This window comes from Kitasatospora sp. NPDC002543 (assembly GCF_053594915.1).
Map to the genome: position 1 here is coordinate 70708 of NZ_JBSFWR010000026.1, position 19486 is coordinate 90193.

Consider the following 19486-nt stretch of genomic DNA (forward strand, 5'->3'; position numbering starts at 1 on the left):
GCCCGCCGAGGCCCACACCCGCCGCATGGACGCCGACCGCCCCGCCGCGCACCGCTACACGCGCCCCTTCGACCGCTTCCCCTCCCGCCGTGAGCACCAGGAACGGTGGGCCGACCTCGCCCGCGCGATCGCCGAGGCAGGCCCACCGAACGGTGAACCGGCCGGCCGCAAGGGCGAGTTGACCGTCCTCGGCTCCGGCATCGAGGCCGCCGGCTTCACCCGGGCCGACGAGCGCCTGCTCCGCGAGGCCGACGTGGTCCTGCACTGCGTGGCCGACCCCGCCACGGTCGTGCGGATCAACGCCTGGCGCCCGGACGCCTACGACCTCGGCGTCCTGTACGACGACGCCAAGGACCGCTACCTGACGTACGTCCAGATGTCCGAGGCGGTGCTGCACTTCGTCCGCGCCGGTCGGCGCGTGGCGGCCGTCTTCTACGGCCACCCCGGCATCTTCGTGCTGTCCAGCCACCGGGCCGTGCGGATCGCCCGCCGCGAGGGCCACACCGCCGTGATGCGGCCGGGCATCAGCGCCCTGGACGTGCTCTGCGCCGACCTCGGCGTGGACCCGAGCACCCCCGGCATGCAGACCTTCGAGGCCACCGACCTGCTGATCCGCGGCCGGCGCATCGACCCCGGCCTGCACCTGGTGCTCTGGCAGGTCGGCATCGTCGGCGAACTCGACTACCGGCGCGCCGGGTTCACCAACCGCCACCTGCCGGTGCTGCTGGACCGGCTGGAGGAGGCCTACGGGCCGGACCACACCGTGGTCAACTACACCGGCGCCCGCTACCGGGGCCTGGACCCCGTCACCGCCCGGCACACCGTCGCCGCCCTGCGCGACCCCGCCGTGCGGCGCACCGTCACCAGCGCCTCCACCTGGTACCTGCCGCCCGCCGTCGCCGCCCCGGCCGACCCGGACATGCTCGAACGCCTCGGACTGCTCGGCCCCGGCCGGCGGGTCCGCCCACCGGACGGCCCGCTGCGGGTCGTCGACGCGTACGGACCGCGCGAACTCGCCGCCCTGCGCGGCTTCGCCGACTTCCGTGTCCCGGCCGGTTTCCACTGGCAGGAGGACACCCCCGGCGCCCGCTTCGCCCTGGCCCTCGGCGAGGACAGCGCCCTGCGCGAGCACTACGTCCGCGAGCCCGCGGCCGCCGTGGCCGACTGGGCCCCGCCGGACCTCGGACCGGCCGAGCGCGCCCTGCTGGCCCGGCGCGAGGACCTGGCCCTGCAGGCCGCCGCCCGGGGCGTCCACCGGCCGCCCGGGCCGGAGGAGGCCCGCCGGCTGCGCACCCTGCTCACCCGCAAGTCGGAGGCCCGCCGGCTGGCGCGGGACGGCTCGGCGGGCTGGCCGTCGATCCGGCGCGACCTGGACGCCGTTCTCGCCGGGGCCCTGTACCCGTGGACGGGCCTGTACGGCACCGCGGACGGCGGCCTCTCGGTCTACGTCCTGGGCCGCGCCACCGACCCGCCCCGGCACCGGGTCCACGTCGACGGCCGGCGCGTCCCCGACCCGGTCTACTCCCGCGGCGTGCTGCGCTGGCCCGGCGCGGACAGCCGGCCCGGCGGCGAGCTGCGGCCGGAGTCCGGCCGCGACGGACTGCGCCGGCTGACCGGCACCGTCGACGGCGCCGCGGTGTGCCTGACCGAGTACCCGCTGCCGGAACTGCCGCCGCTCGCCGACCTGGTCGGCGGGTACCGGGTCGGGGGCGTGCGGGTGGACGTCTCGCCCGGCGCCCCGGGCTCGGCCCCGCGGCTGCGCGTCACCGTCGACGGCGAGCCCGTCACCGCCGCGGTGGTGATCGGACCGGCGGGCTTCGAGGTGGACGACCTCACCGTCCCCTTCACCGCGGCGGTGGCCGAGGCGCCCCCGTGCCTCCACGGGGACTACCGGCTACGGCTGCCCGGCCGGCCCGGCGGCGCCGAACTGCGCGTGACGGCGGACGGCGTCGTGCTCGACGGCCGGCCCGTCACCAAGGCCGAGGCGGACGGCCGGCGGCTCGGCTGGCGGGACGGACCGGAGCCGCTGCCGTCCGCCGAACTCACCCTGCTGCTCGACCCGGTCACCCTGCACCCGATGCTCCACGGCACCGGTCGGAGGGCGGACGGCGAACCGTTCCCGCTGCTCGGCATGGTCCCGGTCGGCGTCGACGCGGCCCGGGAGCTCGCCGCCCGGCCGCGGTTCGGCATCCCGGCCGGGCCGTGGGCCCACCTGGTGGCGCTCGCCGCCGGGGCGAGCCGGGAGGGCGGGCTGTTCTGGTGGCACGGCTGGGAGCAGTCGGCCACCGCCCTGCGGACCGTGGAGCGCGCCCTGCGGGACGGCCGCCGGTAGTCGGCCGCCGGTAGTCGGTGGCCGGTGGCCGGTGGCCGGCGCGCGGTACGGGCCCGGCCTGGTCCGTACCGCGCGCCGGGGCATCAGCGCAGCCCGGCGAAGAGGTCGTTCTCCGGGACGGCCGCGCCGGTGGAGTCCTTGACCCGCACGAAGGTCTCCACGCCCATCAGCTCGGTGAACCGCTCCTTGCCCATCTTCAGGAAGAAGATGTTCTCCCCCTGGCTGGCGTGCGCGGCCAGGGCGTCGAACTTCCGGCCGCCGAACGCGGTGGTGTCCACCCAGGTGGTGATCTCCTCGTCGGGCAGGCCGATCTCGGGCAGCTCGGGCAGCTCCGGCGCCTCGGCCGCGCCTCCCGCCCCCGCCCCGGCGGTCTCGCCCGTCTCCGCCGGGCCCGCGTCCTCCCAGTCCGCGCCGAACTCGCGCATGGCCTCCGCGAACCGCCGCATGCCCGAGCGCGGCGCCGTCGTCCAGTAGACCTTCGGCGTCAGCTCGTCGGTCAGTTCCAGCGCCGCCATGGTGATCCGGTGCGCCTGGATGTGGTCGGGGTGGCCGTAGAACCCGTTCTCGTCGTAGGTGACGACCACGTCGGGCCGGTAGTGCCGGATCAGTTCGGCGAGGCGGGCGGCGCCCTCCGCCACCGGCGTGCGCCAGAACGAGCCGGGCTCCTCGTTGCTCGCCCAGCCCATCATCCCGGAGTCGGCGTACTCCAGCAGCTCCAGGTGAGTGACCTTCAGCACCTCGCAACTGGCCTCCAGTTCCTGCCGGCGCATCGCCGCGACGGCCTGCGGGTCGTGCCCGGGCTCGCCCGGCTTGACCCCTCCCGGAGCGTCGCCGCAACGTCCGTCCGTACACGTGACGAGCACCGTGCGGATGCCCTCCGCCGCGTACCGGGCGAGGACACCCCCCGTCCCGGTGGCCTCGTCGTCGGGGTGGGCGTGTACCGCCATCAGCGTCAGCGGCCGGTCAGCCATGAGAATCCATCCTCCGGTATGAAAAGTACTCGTCCCAGTCTGCGCCACGGAGCGGGGTGGCCGCTCCGGACATCCCGCTCACCGGCCGGCGGCGAGGGTGACGGGCAGGCCGTCCTCGATGCGGCGCAGCAGGCGGCCGCCGTGGACACCGGGGGCGTCGAACACGCCCTGGTCCTCGGGGTCGTCGTCGGCGCCGGCGCACAGGACCTCGGGCACCAGCACCGTCTCGGCGCCGGCGGAGGCCGGGTAGTCGGCGGCGAGGTAGGCGGGCGCCAGGACGGCACCGTGCAGGGTGCCTTCGACCAGGTCCGGTTCGAACCCGGCGGACAGCACGGTGACCCGGGCGTGCAGGTCCCCGTGGAGCATCACCAGCTTGTCCGTCATGTTGCCGACGAAGGCCTCCACGTGGACGCTGCCGCGGACCAGCAGCTTGGCGTCGCCCTCCAGGAAGACGGCGGCCGCCCGGAGGTCGCCGAGCACGATCAGCGCGGGGCAGCCGTCGTCGATGTTCAGGACGGCGCCGCTGACGTCGAGGTCACCGTCCACGACGCAGCCGGTGCCGTAGAGGTCCAGGGCGTCGAGGTCGAGGTGCCCGTCGACCGACAGGGCGCCGGCGTGGACGTCGTAGGACTCCTCGTAGAGGTTCTCGTACGAGGAGACGGGCAGGCCGCGGCGCTCGAAGAGGGCGACGGACTCGTCCCAACTGTGCAGCGTGGTCGTGAGATTCATGGGCCGAACTCTGCCACCCGGCACTGTCAGCCGGCCGACACCGGATCGAGACCGGCCGTTTCGCCCGTCCGGCGCCCGGTGCGCCCGCGGGTTGCCTACGCTGTGGCCCACTCATGGCAACCGGCCACCACGGCCCGGGATTTCGAGGGGGAGCCCATGGAGCTCGACGCGTTCATGGAGTTGGCGGGCCCGCCGATCGGCGCCGCGCTCGCCGCCTACGGCGACGCGGTGCTGACGCAGGCGCAGGACGCGGCCGCGACCGCCACCGTGGGCCTGGGCACGCGCATCCTCCAGCGCGTCTGGCACCGGCGCGACGAGCGGCAGCGCGAGGATCTGGAACGGGACGTCCTGGAGGCGGCGGAGGAGGACGCGGGCGCCGACGCCCGGGGCGCGCTGCGCCAGGCCGTCCGGCGCACGCTGCGCCAGGACCCGGAGCTGCTGGCGGAGCTGGCCGCGCTGCTGCCGCGGCCGGAGCCCGCCCCGGTCAGCGTCGTGGTGAACGGCCCGGGGGCCGTCGTCAACACCGGTCACAACAGCGGGACGATGAGCACCAGGACCGTCCTGCGCGGGGACGACGCCCGGTGACCTCGCCCACCCACAGCTTCAGCGGGGCCGGGCAGATCGCCAACTTCCACAGTTCCAACGACGGCGTGATGGTCACCCAGGTCACCACGGTCGTGCTGCCCGCCGAGGCCCTGCGCTCCGCGGCCGACACCCCGGCCGTCGACGTCGTCCACCTGCTCCGGCCGAACGGCCGCTTCACCGGCCGGGAGCGGGAACTGGCCGCGCTGCGGGAGGCCCTGACCGCCGGAAGCACCGGGCCGGGTGCCGCGACGGCGGTGGTCCACGGGCTGGGCGGGGTCGGCAAGAGCACCCTGGTACGGCAGTACGCCCAGACCTTCCGCACCTCGTACGACCTGGTGTGGTGGATCGAGGCCTCCGCCCCGGGGGCCGTCGAGGAGGCCCTGGCCGGGATCACCCGGCAGCTGGCCCCCGCCTGGGCGGCGACGGCGCACCGGCCGGAGCTGACCGCCTGGGCCCTGGCCTGGCTCCGGCACCACACCGACTGGCTGCTGGTGTACGACGACGTCGAGGACCCGGCGCTCCTCGCGCCCTTCCTGGGCAGCCTCACCGGCGGGCACCACCTGGTCACGACCCGGCTCGCCGACGACTGGGAGGCGGTCGGTGTCGCCTCCGAGGGCGCGCTGCTCCCCCTGGACGTCCTCCCCCGGGAGCAGGCCGCCGAGCTGCTGTGGTCCGTCGTCTCCGCGTGGGACGGGTCCGACGGGACGCGCTGGGAGGTCGGGCGGCTGGCCCGGGACCTCGGCGGCCTTCCGCTCGCCCTCGACCAGGCGGGCGCCTACCTGCGCCGGACCCGCGCCACGGTCGCCTCCTACCGCCACCGGCTCGGGCTCCACCTGTCCAGGACCCCCGCCGGCCGGGACCCGCAGCGCACCGTCGCCGGGGTGTGGCAGGTCACCCTGGCGGCGGTCGCCGACGAGGACCCGGTCGCGGTCGACCTCCTGTACGCCCTCGCCTGGCTCGACGCCGACGGCTGCCCGCGCGACCTCGTCTCCCGGCTGGCCCCGGACGAGCTCGCGGCCGACGACGCGCTCGGCGTCCTGCACGCCTACAGCATGATCGGCTACGCCTGGCGCGACGTCCGGGTGCACCGGCTGGTCCAGGGCGTGCTGCGGACCGACGCCCTCGCCCGGCGCCCGGCGGGGGCCGCTCCCCGGGGCCGGCCCGAGGCCGAACGGGCCCTGCTGCGGGCCGTCCGGCCGGGCGGGCCCGGGACGGAGGCCGACGCCGCCGAGCTGGCCCGGCTGGTCGGCCAGGTCCGCGCCCTGGCCGCGACCGACCCGCGGGACACCTGCGACACCGCGCTGTCCACCCTGTACGCCGACGCCGCCCTGCACCTGGAGGAGCGCGGGCAGACCGTCCGGGCGCTGCCGCTGTACGAAGGGTACGAGGCCCACCTGCGCAACGGGTCCGGGCCCGAGGACCCGTCCGTGCTGGTGGCCACCGGCGCCGTCGCCCGGGTCCACCTGGCGGCCGGCCGACCCGAGCGGAGCGCCGAACTCCTCGGACCGCTCCTGGAGCGGAGCCTGCGGGTCCACGGCGCCGGGCACCTCACCACCCTCAACATCCGCGGCAGCCTCGCCTCCGCCCACCAGGCCCGGGGCAGCGTCCGGCAGGCGGTCGAGGAGTACGAGCGGGCCGCCGCCGACAGCCGGGACGCCCTCGGCCCGGAGCACCGCAGGACCCTCGCCCTGCTGAGCGACCTCGCGGGCGCCCACGCCGCCCTCGGCCGGAGCGACCGGGCCGTGCGGATCTACGAGGACCTGCTGCCGCGGATCCCCGGCCGCACCGGCAGCGGCACCGACGCCCCGCCCGGGATCGACGGCCTGCGGCTGCGCAACAACCTCGCCGGGGCGTACGAGAGCACGGGCCGCTACCGGCAGGCGATCGCCCTCTACCGGGAGGCGCTGGCCGGCTTCGAGGAACTCGCCGGCTCCGAGCACCCCGACACCCTCAGCTGCCTGGGCAACCTCGGGTACGCCCACGACGTGGCAGGCGACCTCGGCCGGGCGCGGGAGATCTACCGGGACGTCCTGACCCGGCGGACGGCCGCCCTGGGCGAGGAGCACCCCGACACCCTGCTCAGCGGGAGCAACCTCGCCCACCTCTGCCTGACGACCGGTGACGTCGCGACCGGGTTCGAACTCTGCCGCACGACACTGGCGCAGCGCACCGGTGTGCTCGGCCCGGCGCACCCCGACACCCTGGTCAGCCTCTCCATGATGGCCTCCGCCCACGACGCGGCCGGAGAGCCGGAGCGGGCGCTCGCCCTGTTCGAGGAGGTCCTGCGCCGGCGCCGCGAGGTCCTCGGCCCGCTGCACCCGGACACCCTGCGCAGCGCCGGGAACCTCGCCGCCGCCCACCACGGGCGGGGCGAGTCCGCCCTGGCCGTCCCCCTGTTCGAGACGGTGCTGGCCGAGCAGGAGCGGCTGCTCGGGCCGGAGAGCCGCGAGACCGTGCTCACCCGCAACAACCTCGGGGTGGCCTGCCGGGCCGCGGGCGACCTGCCGCGGGCCCGGTCGCTGCTCACCGCCGTGGTGGAGCAGCGCACCCGCCTGCTGGGCGCGGACCACCCGGACACCCTCGGCAGCCGCGCCGCCCTGGCCCGGGTCGACGAGGCGTGCGGCGACCGGGCCGGGGCCGTCGCGGGGTACCGGGCCGTCCTCGACCGGCTGACCGGGACGGTCGGCCCGGACCACCCGCTGTCCGTCCTGGTGTCGGGCCTGCTGGCCGGAGCCCCGCGCGGGCGCGAGGGTCCCCGTCCGCGGCAGTGACCGGGCGCGTCCGCGCGTGGTGACGGACCGTACGGGGGCGGTTCTCCTACGATCGATGCGACAACGGACGGTTCCCAGGGACGGGTTGACGCCCATGACCGATCGCACCACCAGGATCGACCAGTCGAAGCCGAGCATCGCGCGCGTCTACGACTACCTGCTCGGCGGCACCGACAACTACCCCGTCGACCGCGAGGTCGGCGACTTCTTCCTCCGGGACCTGCCCGGTTCGGTGGCCATGCCGTTCGCCAACCGCCGGGCCATGGTCCGCGCGGTGGGCGCGATGGCCCGGGACGGCATCCGCCAGTTCGTGGACATGGGCAGCGGCCTGCCGACCGCCGAGAACGTGCACCAGGCCGCCCAGCGGCACGGCGCCGGGGCCCGCGTCGTCTACGTGGACAACGATCCGACCGTGCTCGACCACGGCCGCGCCCTGCTGGCCGGCGATCCCGGCACCACGCTGGTCGCGAAGGACCTGCTGCGGCCGCGGGAGATCGTCGACGACCCCGACGTCCGGCGGCTGATCGACTTCGACGAACCGGTGGGGGTGGTCTTCAGCGCGATCCTGCACCATGTCGAGGACGCCGAGCGGCCCGCGGACCTGGTGCGCTGGTGGACGGACCGGGTGCCCTCCGGCAGCCTGGTCTACATCTCCCACTTCCGTTCCGCCGGGGACGACGGGAGCGAGGAGACCGCCCGGATGGAACGCAAGCTCCAGGAGAGCTTCGGCCGCGGCCGCTGGCGCACCGACGAGGAGATCCTCGGGCTGTTCGGCGGGCTCGAACTGCTCGACCCCGGACTGGTCCCCTGCTCGCTGTGGCGCCCGGAGCCGGCTCCGGGCGGCGGGCCCGGCGACGTCCCGGCCGACGAGGGCGCCCTGTCGGTGTGGGAGCGACTGATCTCCTGCGGACTGGCCCGCAAGCCCTGACCGGGCCGGCCCGCGAACCCTGACCGGCCCGGGCCCGGCCGGCGGTGACCGGCCGGGCCCGCGCGCGCCCCGGTCAGGACAGGTAGTCCTCCAGCCCGCCGTCGCGCCGCACGTCCAAGGTGACGCAGTGGAAGCCGCCGCCGAGCACCCGGGAGTGCCGCAGCCGGTGCGGCAGGACGGTGATCCCGGCGTGCTCCAGCAACTTGATCAGGCTCTCCTGGCCGGACTCCACGATCGCCGTGTCGGGCGAGACCATCAGCAGGTTCATGCTGATCCAGCTCTCGCTGAGCGCGTGCTCGGGCGCGTCGCCGGTGGGCTCGGCCGGCGGGCACCACAGGACGTCCCAGCCCTTCAGCGGCTCCGGGACGGTGTCCGGGCCGATCCGCTCGGGGTTGAGCAGCACCAGCCCCGGCCGCAGCAGCGCGATGGTGCTGTCGATGTGGGTGTACCCGTAGATGTCGCGCAGCGGGTGCAGCCGCAGGCCGCCGTCGCCGAGCAGCCCGAGGGTGGACTCCAGCCACCGCAGGCCCAGTTCGTTCCCGCTGCGGGAGACCTGGTAGAACACGTCCCGGCCGAGCCGCAGCACGTTCGCGGCGTCGAAGACCGGCTCCGCCTCGCCCAGCAGCGGCAGGCCGTCCTCGTCGAACTCGAAGAGCTCGTCGGCCAGTCGGGGCCGGGGGGCGGCGAGCCAGTGGGCCCCGCGGCGCAGGTAGTCCTGGAAGAGGCCGCGCAGCCCGAAGACCTCGAAGTAGCGCTGCCGCATCGGGCTCGCCACCTCGATCAGCGTCTCGCCGACCACCAGGGTCAGGTCCCGGGGACAGTAGGAGTGGAAGCCCCCGTCGGCCTTCCAGAGCGGGGAGGCGAACGCGGCCGCGTGGTCGACCGCCTCGGGCTGGTGGACGGTGACGCCGAGGCCGCGCAGGGTGGCCACCAGGGCGTCCAGGTCCTCCTCGGTCTCCTCGACGACCTGCCGGGAGTAGGGGCCGACCTCGATCGAGGCGAGGTCGGCGGCGCTGGTCTTCGGAAAGCAGGACAGCCAGGAGGACGGCTCGGTCTGCTCGGGCAGCCGGGCGCCGACGGCGGTCCCGACCACGATCTCCCGCAGAGTGGTGAACTCGTCCCAGCTGTGGACCGGACGGGCCGATTCGGACATGACTCTCCCTTGGCACGGGGTTTGGGGAAAAGGCGGACGGGACGGCCGACACGGGGGCCCGGAACCGCGCGGCCCGCGACCGCACCGCGGGGCGGTGGGGCCCGGCCGGCGCCGGCCGGCCGCGGGCCGCCGCGGAACGGGGCCCGGAGCGGTGCGGAACCGGTGACGGACATCGGAACGGCTCGACCACCGGACCGGCACCGGACGACCGCGGCGTACCGGAAACCAGCGACCGGGCGGCCGAATTCGCCTGTCGAAGATCCCGGATCGACTGTCACGCTAACCGGACGACCGACGGCGGCGCAAGGACCGCCATCGGCCCCGGAAGCGCCGCCACGACGGACCGCCGGCCGAGCCTCCGTTGTTCGACTCCCGTGCCCCGACGCCGATCAAAAGCCGGGCGGCCGCCCCGGTTCAGGCCCGGACGGCCGCCCCGGCGGGGGCCCGGCGGTCACCACCGCCAGGCCCGGCGGATCCGGCTCCCGCCGGCCAGCGCCAGCAGCGCCCCGCCCGCCGCCGCGACCCCGGCCACCGCCAGGTTCTGGCGCTGCGCCCGGCGCCGGTCGGCCACGGCCGCCTTGGCCGAGGCCGCCAGGAAGGCGCGCTCGATCCCGGCCGCGGCCAGCTCGCCGGCCGCCACCCGCCGCATCAGCTGCTCCAACCGCACGCCCCGGTACAGCAGTTCCGGATCCCGGTCGGCGGTCGCCCAGCCCCGCGCGGCCGCGGTGAGCCGCAGCCGCTCGCCCAGCGCCTCGCGGTCCTCCGCCAGCCAGCCGCGCAGCCGGGGCCAGGCCTGCGGCAGCGTCTGGTGGGACAGTTCGACGTTGTCCCGGTCCACCACCACGAGCCGTGCCCGGACCAGCCGTTCGATCATCTCCGGCACCCCGGGATCGTCGAACTCGGCCCGCCGCACCGGTCTGCGGGTGCCCTCGTCGCCGCCCGGCACCAGCTCCCCGCCGGACGCCGGGCCACCGGCCGGCGGCAGCCCGTCGCCGAGGGCCGCCGGGCCGCCGGCGGAGTCCTCGCCGGCGGCGAGCAACTCCCCGCCCAGCCGCAGGAACACCGACCGGGCCCGGGCCCGGTCGGCGTCCTCCAGCCCGTTGTACAGCGCCTCCGCCGTCCGGGCCAGCGCGCCCTCGAAGCCGCCGGTGGCCTGGAACCCGGCCAGGGTGAGGGCGTTGCCGCTGCGCCGCCGCCAGGTCTCCAGCAGGGCCGCGGACACCAGCGGCAGCGCTCCCGGCTGCTGCGCGGCGGTCGAGATGAGGACGGCCAGCAGGGCGCCCTCGACGGTACAGCCGGACCGTAGCGCGGGCTCGGTGATGGCCCGCCGCAGCTCGTCCGGTGCCGGACGCCCCACCGGCAGCACCCCGTGGCGACCGGCCTCGGCCAGCCCCGGGTGCTCGGCGAACAGCGGGCCGCACTGGTCCGAGCGGACCACCAGCACCACCCGGCAGCGGGCCGGCGGCGCCACCGGCAGCCCGTCCGCCGCCTCGTTCGGGCCGTCCCCGGCGGTCGCCACCAGCGCGTCCAGGAAGCGGGTCCGTTCGGCGGCGTCCCGGCAGCGGGTCCGCAGCTGCTCGCCCTGGTCCACCACCAGGACCGGGTCCCCGGCCGTCCGGCCGGGTGCGCCGCGCGTCGACTCCCCGGCTCGCTGCCCGAGCCGGGCGAGCGCGAGCGCGTACGCCTCCATCGGTCGTTCACCGGGCGTCAGCAGCGCCACCGGGACACCGCCGTCGGCCGGGGGCCGGCCCGCTCCGCCCCCGGCCCCGGGTCTGCGGGCCGCCGGACCGGCGGCCGTGGCGGGCGGTCCGCCGAGCCGGGCCAGCAGGCCCGCCCTGACCAGCGAGGACTTGCCCGCCCCGGACGGCCCCGAGACGACCACCAGCCGCCGTTCGTCCAGCAGGGCGAGCAGCCGGTCCAGCAGCGCCTCGCGGCCGAAGAACCGCTCGGCGTCGGCCGCCTCGAACGCGGCCGCGCCCGGATAGGGGGCCCGTCCGACGTCCTGGGCGCGCCGCCGGGCCGCGGTGTCGGCGGCCATGTCGGCGGCGAGCAGCTGCCAGCGGTGCTGCCACTCCCGCACGTCCCCGCCGCAGGCCTGCACGTAGGCGAGGGTGACGGCGAGGCTGGGCAGCCGCCGGCCTCCCGCGGCCACCGACAGGCTGGCCGCCGAGCAGTGGGCCCGGAGCGCTAGTTGACGGTACGGCGGACGCCCGGCGCGCTCCCGCAGGGCCCGTAGATCACCCGCGAAGCGCAGCAGCGGCCCGTCCCCAGGGTCCAGTGGACTCTCCCGACGCGGCATTAACGGCCCCCTTCTCCGTTGAAGCGGTGTCCCGCAGACACGCGTGCCCGCACGCCACACCCGTCGCGGGTGCCCCGTGTCCGATCTCCCCCGGTGATTCATCATGCACAGCACCATTGGCGTCAAACAATGGTGCGTGCGGGTCGGTTGTTCCGAGTTGATGTTCAATGTCCAGCCGTACGGCGCCGAACAAAGCCCGTGGGATAGAACCGGAACCCTCAGCCATCGCTGACTTCGGAGATGTCCATGAAGTTCACGCGGTACTGCCGCTCCCTCCTGTCCACGCCCGCGATGGCGGTGGAGCGGTACGGCAAGAGCCACCAGTCCGGGGCCGACATCGCCATGGTCGATCTGGAGGACTCGGTCCCACCCACCCGGAAGGAGGAGGCCCGTCGGCTCGCCGAGGAGTTCTTCGCCCTCCCGTCCACCAAGCTCGCGCGCAGCGCGGTCCGCATCAACACCCTCTCCGGGCCGGAGGGCCTGCGCGACCTGATCGCCATCTCCCGCTACCGGGTCAAGCCGGACCTGGTGCTGGTCCCGATGACGGAGTCGCCCCGGGACATCGAGATCGCCGCCGGCGCGCTCGGCGCGGACTGCCCGGAGACGGAGTTCCTGGCCGTCGTGGAGACCCCGCTGGGCATCGAGCACGCGCCCGCCATCGCGGCCGCCGGGCACCGGCTGCGCGGGCTGGTCTTCGGCTCGGCCGACTACGCCTTCGCGGTCGGCGCCCGGCTCTCCTGGGACGCCCTGGCCCACGCCCGCGCCCGGGTGGTCAACAGCGCCCGCGCCGTGGGCGTGGAGGCGATGGACGCGCCGTTCTTCGAGGTCACCGACCTCGACGGGCTGCGCCGGGAGGCCGGGCTCGCCCGGGACTTCGGGTTCAGCGGCAAGATCGCCATCCACCCCCGCCAACTTCCCCTGATCAACGAGACGTTCAGCCCCGACGAGGAGCTGCTGGCCCGCGCCCGCCGGGTGGTCGAGGCGGGGCTGGAGAACGGCCGCTCGGTCACCGTCGTCGACGGGGTGATGGTCGGCATGCCGTTCTTCGAGGCCTCGCAGCGGCTGATCGAGCAGTTCGACCCGGCCGGGACCGACGAGCCGCGCCGGTCCGCCGGTCCGCACCACCCCCAGCACCGCCCGCACGGCCGCCCCCAGGGCGACGCGCCCACCGACACCCCGACCCACTCGACGGAGAAGTGACGATGACCGAAGAATCCATCCTCGGCCCGCGCCGGTACCGCAACGCCGATGCCATGCTGGCCACCGCCGACCCGGTCTGGCAGACGGCCGCCGCCAACGGCCTGATCGGCATCACGGTGGACTCGGAGTCCAACAACCGGCTGACGGTCCGCGAGAACGGCCACGCGTTCGCCAACATGGTCTCCTGCTCGTACCTGGGCCTGAACGACCACCCCGCGGTCCTGGCCGGCGCGGTGGACGCGCTGACCGAGTCCCGCAACACCTCGCTGGTCATCTCCACCACCCGGATCCGGCACAACCTGCTGGTGCGGATGGAGGAGGAGCTGGGCGAGCTGTTCGGCGCGCACATCCTGCCCGGGGCGTCCTGTACCTCGCTCACCGCGGGCATCCTGCCGCTGATCGCCTCCGGCCACCTGGACGGCACCTGTCAGGGCGGCGGCGGGCCCCGGGTGATGGTCTTCGACCGCTTCTGCCACTTCTGCATGGCGTACGTGAAGCCGATCTGCGCCGACGAGTCACTGGTGCTGAACTGCCCGCACAACGACCTGAACTACCTGGAGGACGTCTGCCGCAAGTACCCGCGGGTCGCCTACGTGGCCGACGGCGCGTACTCGATGGGCGGCACCGCGGCCCTCGACGGGCTGCTCGAACTCCAGGACCGCTACGGGCTGTTCCTCTACATCGACGACTCCCACTCGCTGTCCATCATGGGCGAGCGCGGCGAGGGCTTCGTCCGCTCCCGGCTGGAGATGAACCCGCTGACGGTGATCACCGCGAGCCTCGGCAAGGGCTTCGGCACCAGCGGCGGCGTCGCGATGCTCGGCAACCGCGAGCAGTTCGAGTTCCTGCACCGGCACGCCGGCCCGGTCGGCTGGTCGCAGAACATCCCGCTGCCGCTGGTCGGCGCCTCGCTGGCCAGCGCGGCCATCCACCGCTCCCCCGAACTGGGCGAGCTTCAGGCCAAGCTGGCCCGCAACATCGAGCTCTTCGACGAGCTGCTGCCGACCACCTTCGCGGGCAACGGCCTGCCGGTGCGCCGGGTCGACGTCGGGGAGGCCGAGCGGGCCGTCAAGCTGTCCGCCCAGCTCTTCGAACGCGGCTTCTACAGCTCGGCGGTGTTCTTCCCGATCGTGCCCAAGGGCGAGGCCGGGCTCCGGCTGATGATGCGCGCCGACATGGACGAGCGGCTGATCCGCGAGTTCGCCGGCCACGTCAAGGAACTCACCTCCGACCTCTAGGACTTGGGAGCAGCCGCGATGGACACCACCGAACCCGCCGGGTACCGGCGGATCGGCGAGCGCCGCTACCGCGAGGTGGTCGGGCGCTACTACGAGGAGTTCGAGGTCGGCGACGTGGTCGAGCACCGCCCCGGGCGGACCGTCACCGAGCTCGACAACGTCCTGATGAGCATGCTGAGCATGAACGACGCCCCGCTGCACATCGACGCCGCCTACAGCGAGCACACCCCCTGGGGCAAGCCGATCGTCTCCAGCCTGGTGACGCTCAGCCTCGTCGGCGGGATGACCGCCCGCTCGACGAGCGGGCGCACCATCGCCAACCTGGGCTGGGAGAACATCCGGATGACCCACCCGGTGTTCACCGGCGACACCCTCTACGCGGAGACCGAGACCCTCGCCAAGCGGCTGTCCAAGAGCCGCGCCGGGCAGGGCATCGTCCGCTGCCGCACCACCGGGACGAAGTCCACCGGCGAGGTCGTGGTGGTCTTCGAGCGCAGCTTCCTCGTGCCGCTGCGCGGCCACGGCCTGGACGAGGTCGCCGGGTACTGACGTGGTGCCGGGCCCGACGGCTGCCACCGTCGGGCCCGGCCCCCGTACGGCTCAGTCCTCGCGGTGGACGTCCACCAGCACCTTGCCCACGGTCTCCCGCGCGGCCATCGCCCGGTGGGCCGCGGCCACCCCGGACAGCGGCACGGTCCGGTCGATCCACGCCACCAGCCGCCGCTCGGCGGCGAGCCGGAACAGGTGGTCGGCGACGTCCTCGAACAGCTTGCGGTCCGCCAGGACGTGCTTGAGCCAGAAGCCCTGCGCCCCCGCCGAGCGCAGGGTCAGCTCGCCCATCGTGAAGCCGTCCTCCACGCCCTCGCGCGCACCGACCGACACCAGCCGGCCGAACGGCGCCAGTGCGGCCAGCCCGGCGCGCAGCACCGGGCCGCCGACCGAGTCGAGGAAGAGGTCCGGCCCGCCCCCCTCCGCGAGCCGCCCGGCCAGGTCCGGGTCCGCGGGGTCGAGCACGGTGTCGGCGCCCAGGGTGCGCAGGAACTCCCGCTTCTCCGGGGTGGAGGCCAGGGCGACCACCCGGCCGGCGCCCGCCTCCCGGGCCAGCTGCACCGCCAGGTGGCCGACCCCGCCCGCGGCCGCGGACACCGCGACGGTCTCGCCCGCCCGCAGCCGCCCCGCCAGGACCAGCGCGCCGTAGGCCGTCGCCCCCTGCTCCAGCAGCCCGAGCGCCTGCTCGTCGTCCACCCCGTCCGGCACCTCCACCGTGTGCGCCGCCTCGGGGGCCGCCACCCGGGCGTACCCGCCGCCGGTGCGCAGCAGCGCGACGACCCGGCGGCCGTCCTCCCGGCGCCGCCCGACCACGTCGACTCCGAGCACCGCGGGCAGCGGGAACCGGAGGTACTCGCCGGTGCGGCACTCCAGGTCGGCGTAGTTGACGCCGGCCAGGGTGACGTCGACCAGCACCCGGCCCGCGGCGGGCCGCGGTTCCGGCACCGTCTCGACGCGGAGCTCCTCCGGGCCGCCGTAGCGGTGGATCACCAGCGCGCGCATCCCGTTCCCGTCCACGGTCACGTTGTCTCCCTCGGTTTCGCCCACTGTCGTCCCGTCCTGATCCGTTTCCGCCATGAGCCCGCCGCCCGTGGGCGGCTCGGCGCTCATCGGGCGAACACCGCGAGCAGCTCGGCCTCCAGGGCCCGGGCGGCCTCCGGGGTCTCGGCGACCACGCCGTACATCACCGAGCCGTCGGCGGGCCCGTAGTCGCTGCTGAACAGCACACCGGTGCCGGTCTCCGGGTCGAAGGCCAGCCCGGCCGCGCCGATCGCCGCCACCGCCTCGGCGAAGGACGGCACCCTGAGGCCGCCGAGCTCCAGGATGTGGCGCGAGCCGCGGTGCTCCTCGCGCAGCAGGCGGCCGAAGAAGACGTCGAGCAGGTGGCTGGAGCCGGTGAGCCGCGCGTTGGTCTCGTGGAAGAGGATCTCGCCCTTCGGGGTCAGCACGGCGTCCGCGCTGATCGTGCCCCGGTAGCCGATCCCCCGCAGCACCTCGCACAACCGGGCGCCCCGGTCCACGAGTTCGGCCAGGACCTCCGGGGCCGGGGTGACCGGCGGGGTGATCTCCCCGACCACCACCGGCCGCATCAGCATCTCGCCGCAGCCGGACAGCGACACGCCCGCGTCCTCGACCAGGAACTGGGCGTACAGCGCCGCGCAGTCCGCGAAGTACCGCTCCACCACGACCCGCTGGCCGCGTCCGCCGGTCAGCCAGGTCCACCGCTCGGCCACGTACCCGGCGACCGCCGCCCGGTCCGCCAGCGGCACCACCCGCTCGGCGCCGACCGCCTCCACCCGCTCGTCCCGGGCGAGGACCTCGTTGCCGAGGCCGCCGCCCTGGTACTCGACCTTCACCATCACGCTGTGCCCCTGCCCCAGCAGGTGCTCGATCGCGGCCTCGACCTCGGCGGGCGTGCCGGCCACCCGCCCGGGCGGGATCGGCACCCCGGTGCCCGCGGCCAGTGCCCGGAACCCGGCCTTGCTGTTGACCAGGGCGTTGCCGCCCTGCGCGGCGAAGGGCTGCCCGGGCATGGCGTGCGCGAGGCCGAGCGCGGCCGCCAGCTCGGCGACCGCGCCGTTCGGCGCGATGGCCAGCACCTCGTCCACGGCCCGCCCCTCCAGGACGCGGCGCAGCTCCGCCTGGAAGCCCGGGTCCGCCAAGCGGTCGCCGGTGAGCACCTGGCCCCCCTGGGCGCCCGGCGGCGGCACCACGAAGCGCAGGCTGTCGGCCCGCACACCGGTCAGCCCGGTGACGTACGCCAGGAACTCCGGGTCGGGGCCCGAGGGCAGCACCAGGACGTCGCCGTCCCGGGCCCACCAGATCATCCGCTGCGCCCCGCATCCGGCGAACAGCTCCTCCGCCGGTGTCATCCCGGTGAGGTCACCGACCATCTCCTCGGTGCGGTTGTTCGCGATGCAGAGCGTCGTCATCTGGTGGACCTTCCCGGCGTTCGGCGCTGTTGTGACGTGTGCTCCTGGTGTAGCGCAGCGGGGTTGTTCTGGTTCGGCGCTCGGTCATTGAACAAAACGCCGAACAACCGGGGCCCCGGCCGGAGGGTCCGGCCGCCGCTCCGGTCCCCGGGATTCCGGGCGGACCCGTCCGCGAACGCCCGCGCCCCGGAGCGGTGCTCCGGGGCGCGGGACGCCGGCTGTGCCTCAGCGGATGCCTCGGCGGCAGGGGATCAACGCCCCTGGAGGCGCTTGACGTTGTCGCCGAAGGACCAGCCCTTCGAGCCGTCCCAGTTGATCGACCAGGTCATGAGCCCCTTCAGCGATCCGCTGAAGGCGTTCCACGACTGGCCGACCAGGCCCGGGTCCATGTAGCCGCCGCCCGCGCCGGGCTGGGCCGGCAGGCCGGGCACCTGCTTGTCGTAGGGCACCTTGACGGTGGTGCCCTGGATGGTGAGGCCGTTGTTCAGGCAGGTGGTCTGCGCGGTGAAGCCCTGCACGGTGCCGGCCTGGTAGGAGTCACCGGAGCAGCCGTACATGCTGCCGTTGTAGTACTGCATGTTGAGCCACCACAGCTGCCCGTTGTCGGCGTACTTCTTGACGATCGGCAGGTAGGCCCCCCAGATCGACCCGTAGTTGACGCTGCCGCCGGTGACGTACGCGGTCTCGGGGGCCATCGTCAGGCCGAAGCCCGCGGGCATCTGGGCGAGCACGCCGTCGATGATGCGGATCAGGTTGGCCTGGGAGGCGGACAGCGTGTTGATGTTGCCGCTTCCGGACAGGCCGGTCTCGATGTCGATGTCGATGCCGTCGAAGTTGTACTTCTTCAGGATCGGGACGACGGTGGCGACGAACTTGTCCGCGACGGTGCTGGAGCTGAGGTCGATGCCGGCGGCGGCACCGCCGATGGACATCAGGATGGTCGCCCCGGCCGCCTTGGCCTGGCACATCTCGGCGGGGGTCGACACCTTGACGTTGCTGTCCATGCCGTCCTGCCACAGCACGGTGCCGTCCGAGAGGATCACCGGGAAGGCGGCGTTGATGACGTTGTAGCCGTGCGCGGCCATCCGGCTGTCCGTGATCGGGACCCAGCCCATGCCGGGGTGGACGCCGTTGAGGGCGCCGTCCCAGTTCTCCCAGTACCCCTGCAGGACCTTGCCCGAGGGCTTGGGCTTCGTGGGGCAGGTGTCGCCCTTCGGCGGGGTGGAGGTGGGCGGCGGGGTGGTGGGCGTCGTGGAGGTCGGGGGCGGCGTCGTGGGCGGCGGGGTGGTGGGCGGCGGCGTGGTCGTCGTCGCGGTGGCGGTCGGCGAGGGGCTGCTGCCGCCGGGGCCGGTGAGCGACACGTCGTCCGCGTAGAACGCCGGCTGCCCGTACCAGCCGTGCAGGTAGACCGTCACCGAGGTGGTGTTCGCCCCGGTGCTGAAGTTGACGCTGAGCTGGCCGTACGAGGCGTTGCCCGCCGTCCAGGTGGACGGGTCGCTGCCGCCGCCGGTGCCGGAGGCACCGAGGTAGACGTAGCTGCCCTGGACGTACGCGCTCAGCGTGTACTGGGAGTTGGGCTGCACGCTGACGGTCTGGCTGCACTGGGCGGTGTCCTGGCCGGTCGGTGTGGCCTGGAGCGCGCCGGAGCCGGAGTGGACCGGGCTGCCGACGGCCGCGCCGGTGCCGCCGGAACAGGTCCAGCCGGAGAGCCCGCTCTCGAAGCCGGGGTTGGCCACCAGGTTGGGGGTGGCGGCACCGGCCGTGACGGTGCCGGCCACCGCGATGCCGGCGCCGATGACGGCGGCGGCGCTCACCACGGCGAGGGAGCGGTTCAGGACGCCCGGCCCGCGCTCGGCGCGACCGGCCCGGTTCACCCGTGCCGCGCGCTCCACCGTCGCCCGGTGCGGGCGGGGGGCTCCGATCGGCTCACTTCCGCCCGACGGGCGTGGCGTACGCGACCTCCGACGAAACATGCTGTGCTCCCTTTTCCGCCGGGCGTCATGGACATGACCGACGCGTGGGGGCGTGACGCCCGGCTCTGGGTGAAGTGGGGGGACGTGCAGGGGGGTGCCGGACCGGATCGTAGGAGGGGGGACCGGGCACGTCAATAGGTCTGGACCAATTGAGGTCTGGACCAATTCCCGGGAGCGGGTGGCGAACAGGCCGAGGAGCCCCCGCGAAACGCGCCGGCGGCCGGTGCCGCGGGCGAAGGTGGTGTCGAGGAAGCCGCGCAACGCGTCCCGGTTCACCGCGCGGGTGCCCGGCCGCAGTGACGGCAGACCGCGCAGGGCGGGGAAGG

Annotated in this window: 14 protein-coding genes; 7 read left to right on the plus strand and 7 right to left on the minus strand. The window is 74.9% G+C overall.

Features of this window, described 5'->3' with window-relative positions; genetic code table 11:
- Positions 1-25 precede the first annotated feature (25 nt).
- Positions 26-2332 carry an SAM-dependent methyltransferase gene (locus ACWD4P_RS14330; protein ID WP_449779797.1) on the plus strand — a complete coding sequence of 769 codons (2307 nt, stop codon included), beginning with the start codon at positions 26-28 and terminating at the stop codon, positions 2330-2332.
- An 83-nt stretch (positions 2333-2415) separates the two neighbouring features.
- Here the strand turns inward: ACWD4P_RS14330 and ACWD4P_RS14335 are convergent, their stop codons facing one another.
- Both ACWD4P_RS14335 and ACWD4P_RS14340 read right to left on the minus strand, forming a co-directional pair.
- Entirely contained in the window at positions 2416-3303 is an 888-nt protein-coding gene (locus ACWD4P_RS14335) for a PIG-L family deacetylase (RefSeq protein WP_449779798.1), read from the minus strand.
- A gap of 78 nt (positions 3304-3381) precedes the next feature.
- Positions 3382-4032: a hypothetical protein gene (locus ACWD4P_RS14340; protein ID WP_449779799.1), complete on the minus strand. Its 651-nt coding sequence runs from the start codon at positions 4030-4032 to the stop codon at positions 3382-3384.
- 156 nt (positions 4033-4188) lie between these two features.
- Here ACWD4P_RS14340 and ACWD4P_RS14345 point away from each other — a divergent pair, with 156 nt between their 5' ends.
- From ACWD4P_RS14345 to ACWD4P_RS14355, 3 genes are all read left to right on the plus strand, one after another.
- On the plus strand, positions 4189-4617 hold the full coding sequence (locus tag ACWD4P_RS14345; RefSeq protein ID WP_359828921.1) for a hypothetical protein: 429 nt from the start codon (positions 4189-4191) through the stop codon (positions 4615-4617).
- Positions 4614-7388, plus strand: coding sequence for a tetratricopeptide repeat protein (locus ACWD4P_RS14350; RefSeq protein WP_449779800.1), 2775 nt, complete (start codon positions 4614-4616; stop codon positions 7386-7388). Before ACWD4P_RS14345 ends, ACWD4P_RS14350 begins: the two co-directional genes overlap by 4 nt.
- Positions 7389-7482: 94 nt before the next feature.
- Entirely contained in the window at positions 7483-8316 is an 834-nt protein-coding gene (locus ACWD4P_RS14355; protein ID WP_359828923.1) for an SAM-dependent methyltransferase, read from the plus strand.
- A 73-nt stretch (positions 8317-8389) separates the two neighbouring features.
- Here the strand turns inward: ACWD4P_RS14355 and ACWD4P_RS14360 are convergent, their stop codons facing one another.
- Together ACWD4P_RS14360 and ACWD4P_RS14365 are read right to left on the minus strand one after the other, a co-directional pair.
- The gene (locus ACWD4P_RS14360) at positions 8390-9469 is read right to left on the minus strand and encodes an inosamine-phosphate amidinotransferase 1 (protein WP_449779801.1); all 1080 of its coding nucleotides are present in this window, start codon (positions 9467-9469) and stop codon (positions 8390-8392) included.
- Between the two features lie 451 nt (positions 9470-9920).
- A complete protein-coding gene (locus ACWD4P_RS14365; RefSeq protein WP_449779802.1) occupies positions 9921-11768 on the minus strand; it encodes an nSTAND1 domain-containing NTPase in 1848 nt (615 codons plus the stop codon).
- A 246-nt stretch (positions 11769-12014) separates the two neighbouring features.
- Here ACWD4P_RS14365 and ACWD4P_RS14370 point away from each other — a divergent pair, with 246 nt between their 5' ends.
- The 3 genes from ACWD4P_RS14370 to ACWD4P_RS14380 are packed head-to-tail and all read left to right on the plus strand — an operon-like array spanning position 12015 to position 14755.
- Positions 12015-12968 (plus strand): HpcH/HpaI aldolase/citrate lyase family protein, encoded by a 954-nt coding sequence (locus ACWD4P_RS14370; RefSeq protein WP_449779803.1) that lies wholly within the window; start codon positions 12015-12017, stop codon positions 12966-12968.
- 2 nt (positions 12969-12970) lie between these two features.
- Positions 12971-14206: an 8-amino-7-oxononanoate synthase family protein gene (locus tag ACWD4P_RS14375; RefSeq protein WP_359829531.1), complete on the plus strand. Its 1236-nt coding sequence runs from the start codon at positions 12971-12973 to the stop codon at positions 14204-14206.
- Between the two features lie 18 nt (positions 14207-14224).
- Positions 14225-14755, plus strand: coding sequence for a MaoC family dehydratase (locus ACWD4P_RS14380; protein WP_359829530.1), 531 nt, complete (start codon positions 14225-14227; stop codon positions 14753-14755).
- A gap of 51 nt (positions 14756-14806) precedes the next feature.
- On the opposite strand, the gene ACWD4P_RS14385 is transcribed toward ACWD4P_RS14380, so the two are convergent.
- From ACWD4P_RS14385 to ACWD4P_RS14395, 3 genes are all read right to left on the minus strand, one after another.
- On the minus strand, positions 14807-15778 hold the full coding sequence (locus ACWD4P_RS14385) for a quinone oxidoreductase family protein (protein WP_449779804.1): 972 nt from the start codon (positions 15776-15778) through the stop codon (positions 14807-14809).
- Between the two features lie 83 nt (positions 15779-15861).
- Complete coding sequence (locus tag ACWD4P_RS14390; RefSeq protein ID WP_449779805.1) at positions 15862-17187, minus strand: preATP grasp domain-containing protein; 1326 nt, start codon at positions 17185-17187, stop codon at positions 15862-15864.
- A 251-nt stretch (positions 17188-17438) separates the two neighbouring features.
- Positions 17439-19061, minus strand: coding sequence for a carbohydrate binding domain-containing protein (locus ACWD4P_RS14395; protein ID WP_449779806.1), 1623 nt, complete (start codon positions 19059-19061; stop codon positions 17439-17441).
- Positions 19062-19486 lie beyond the last annotated feature (425 nt).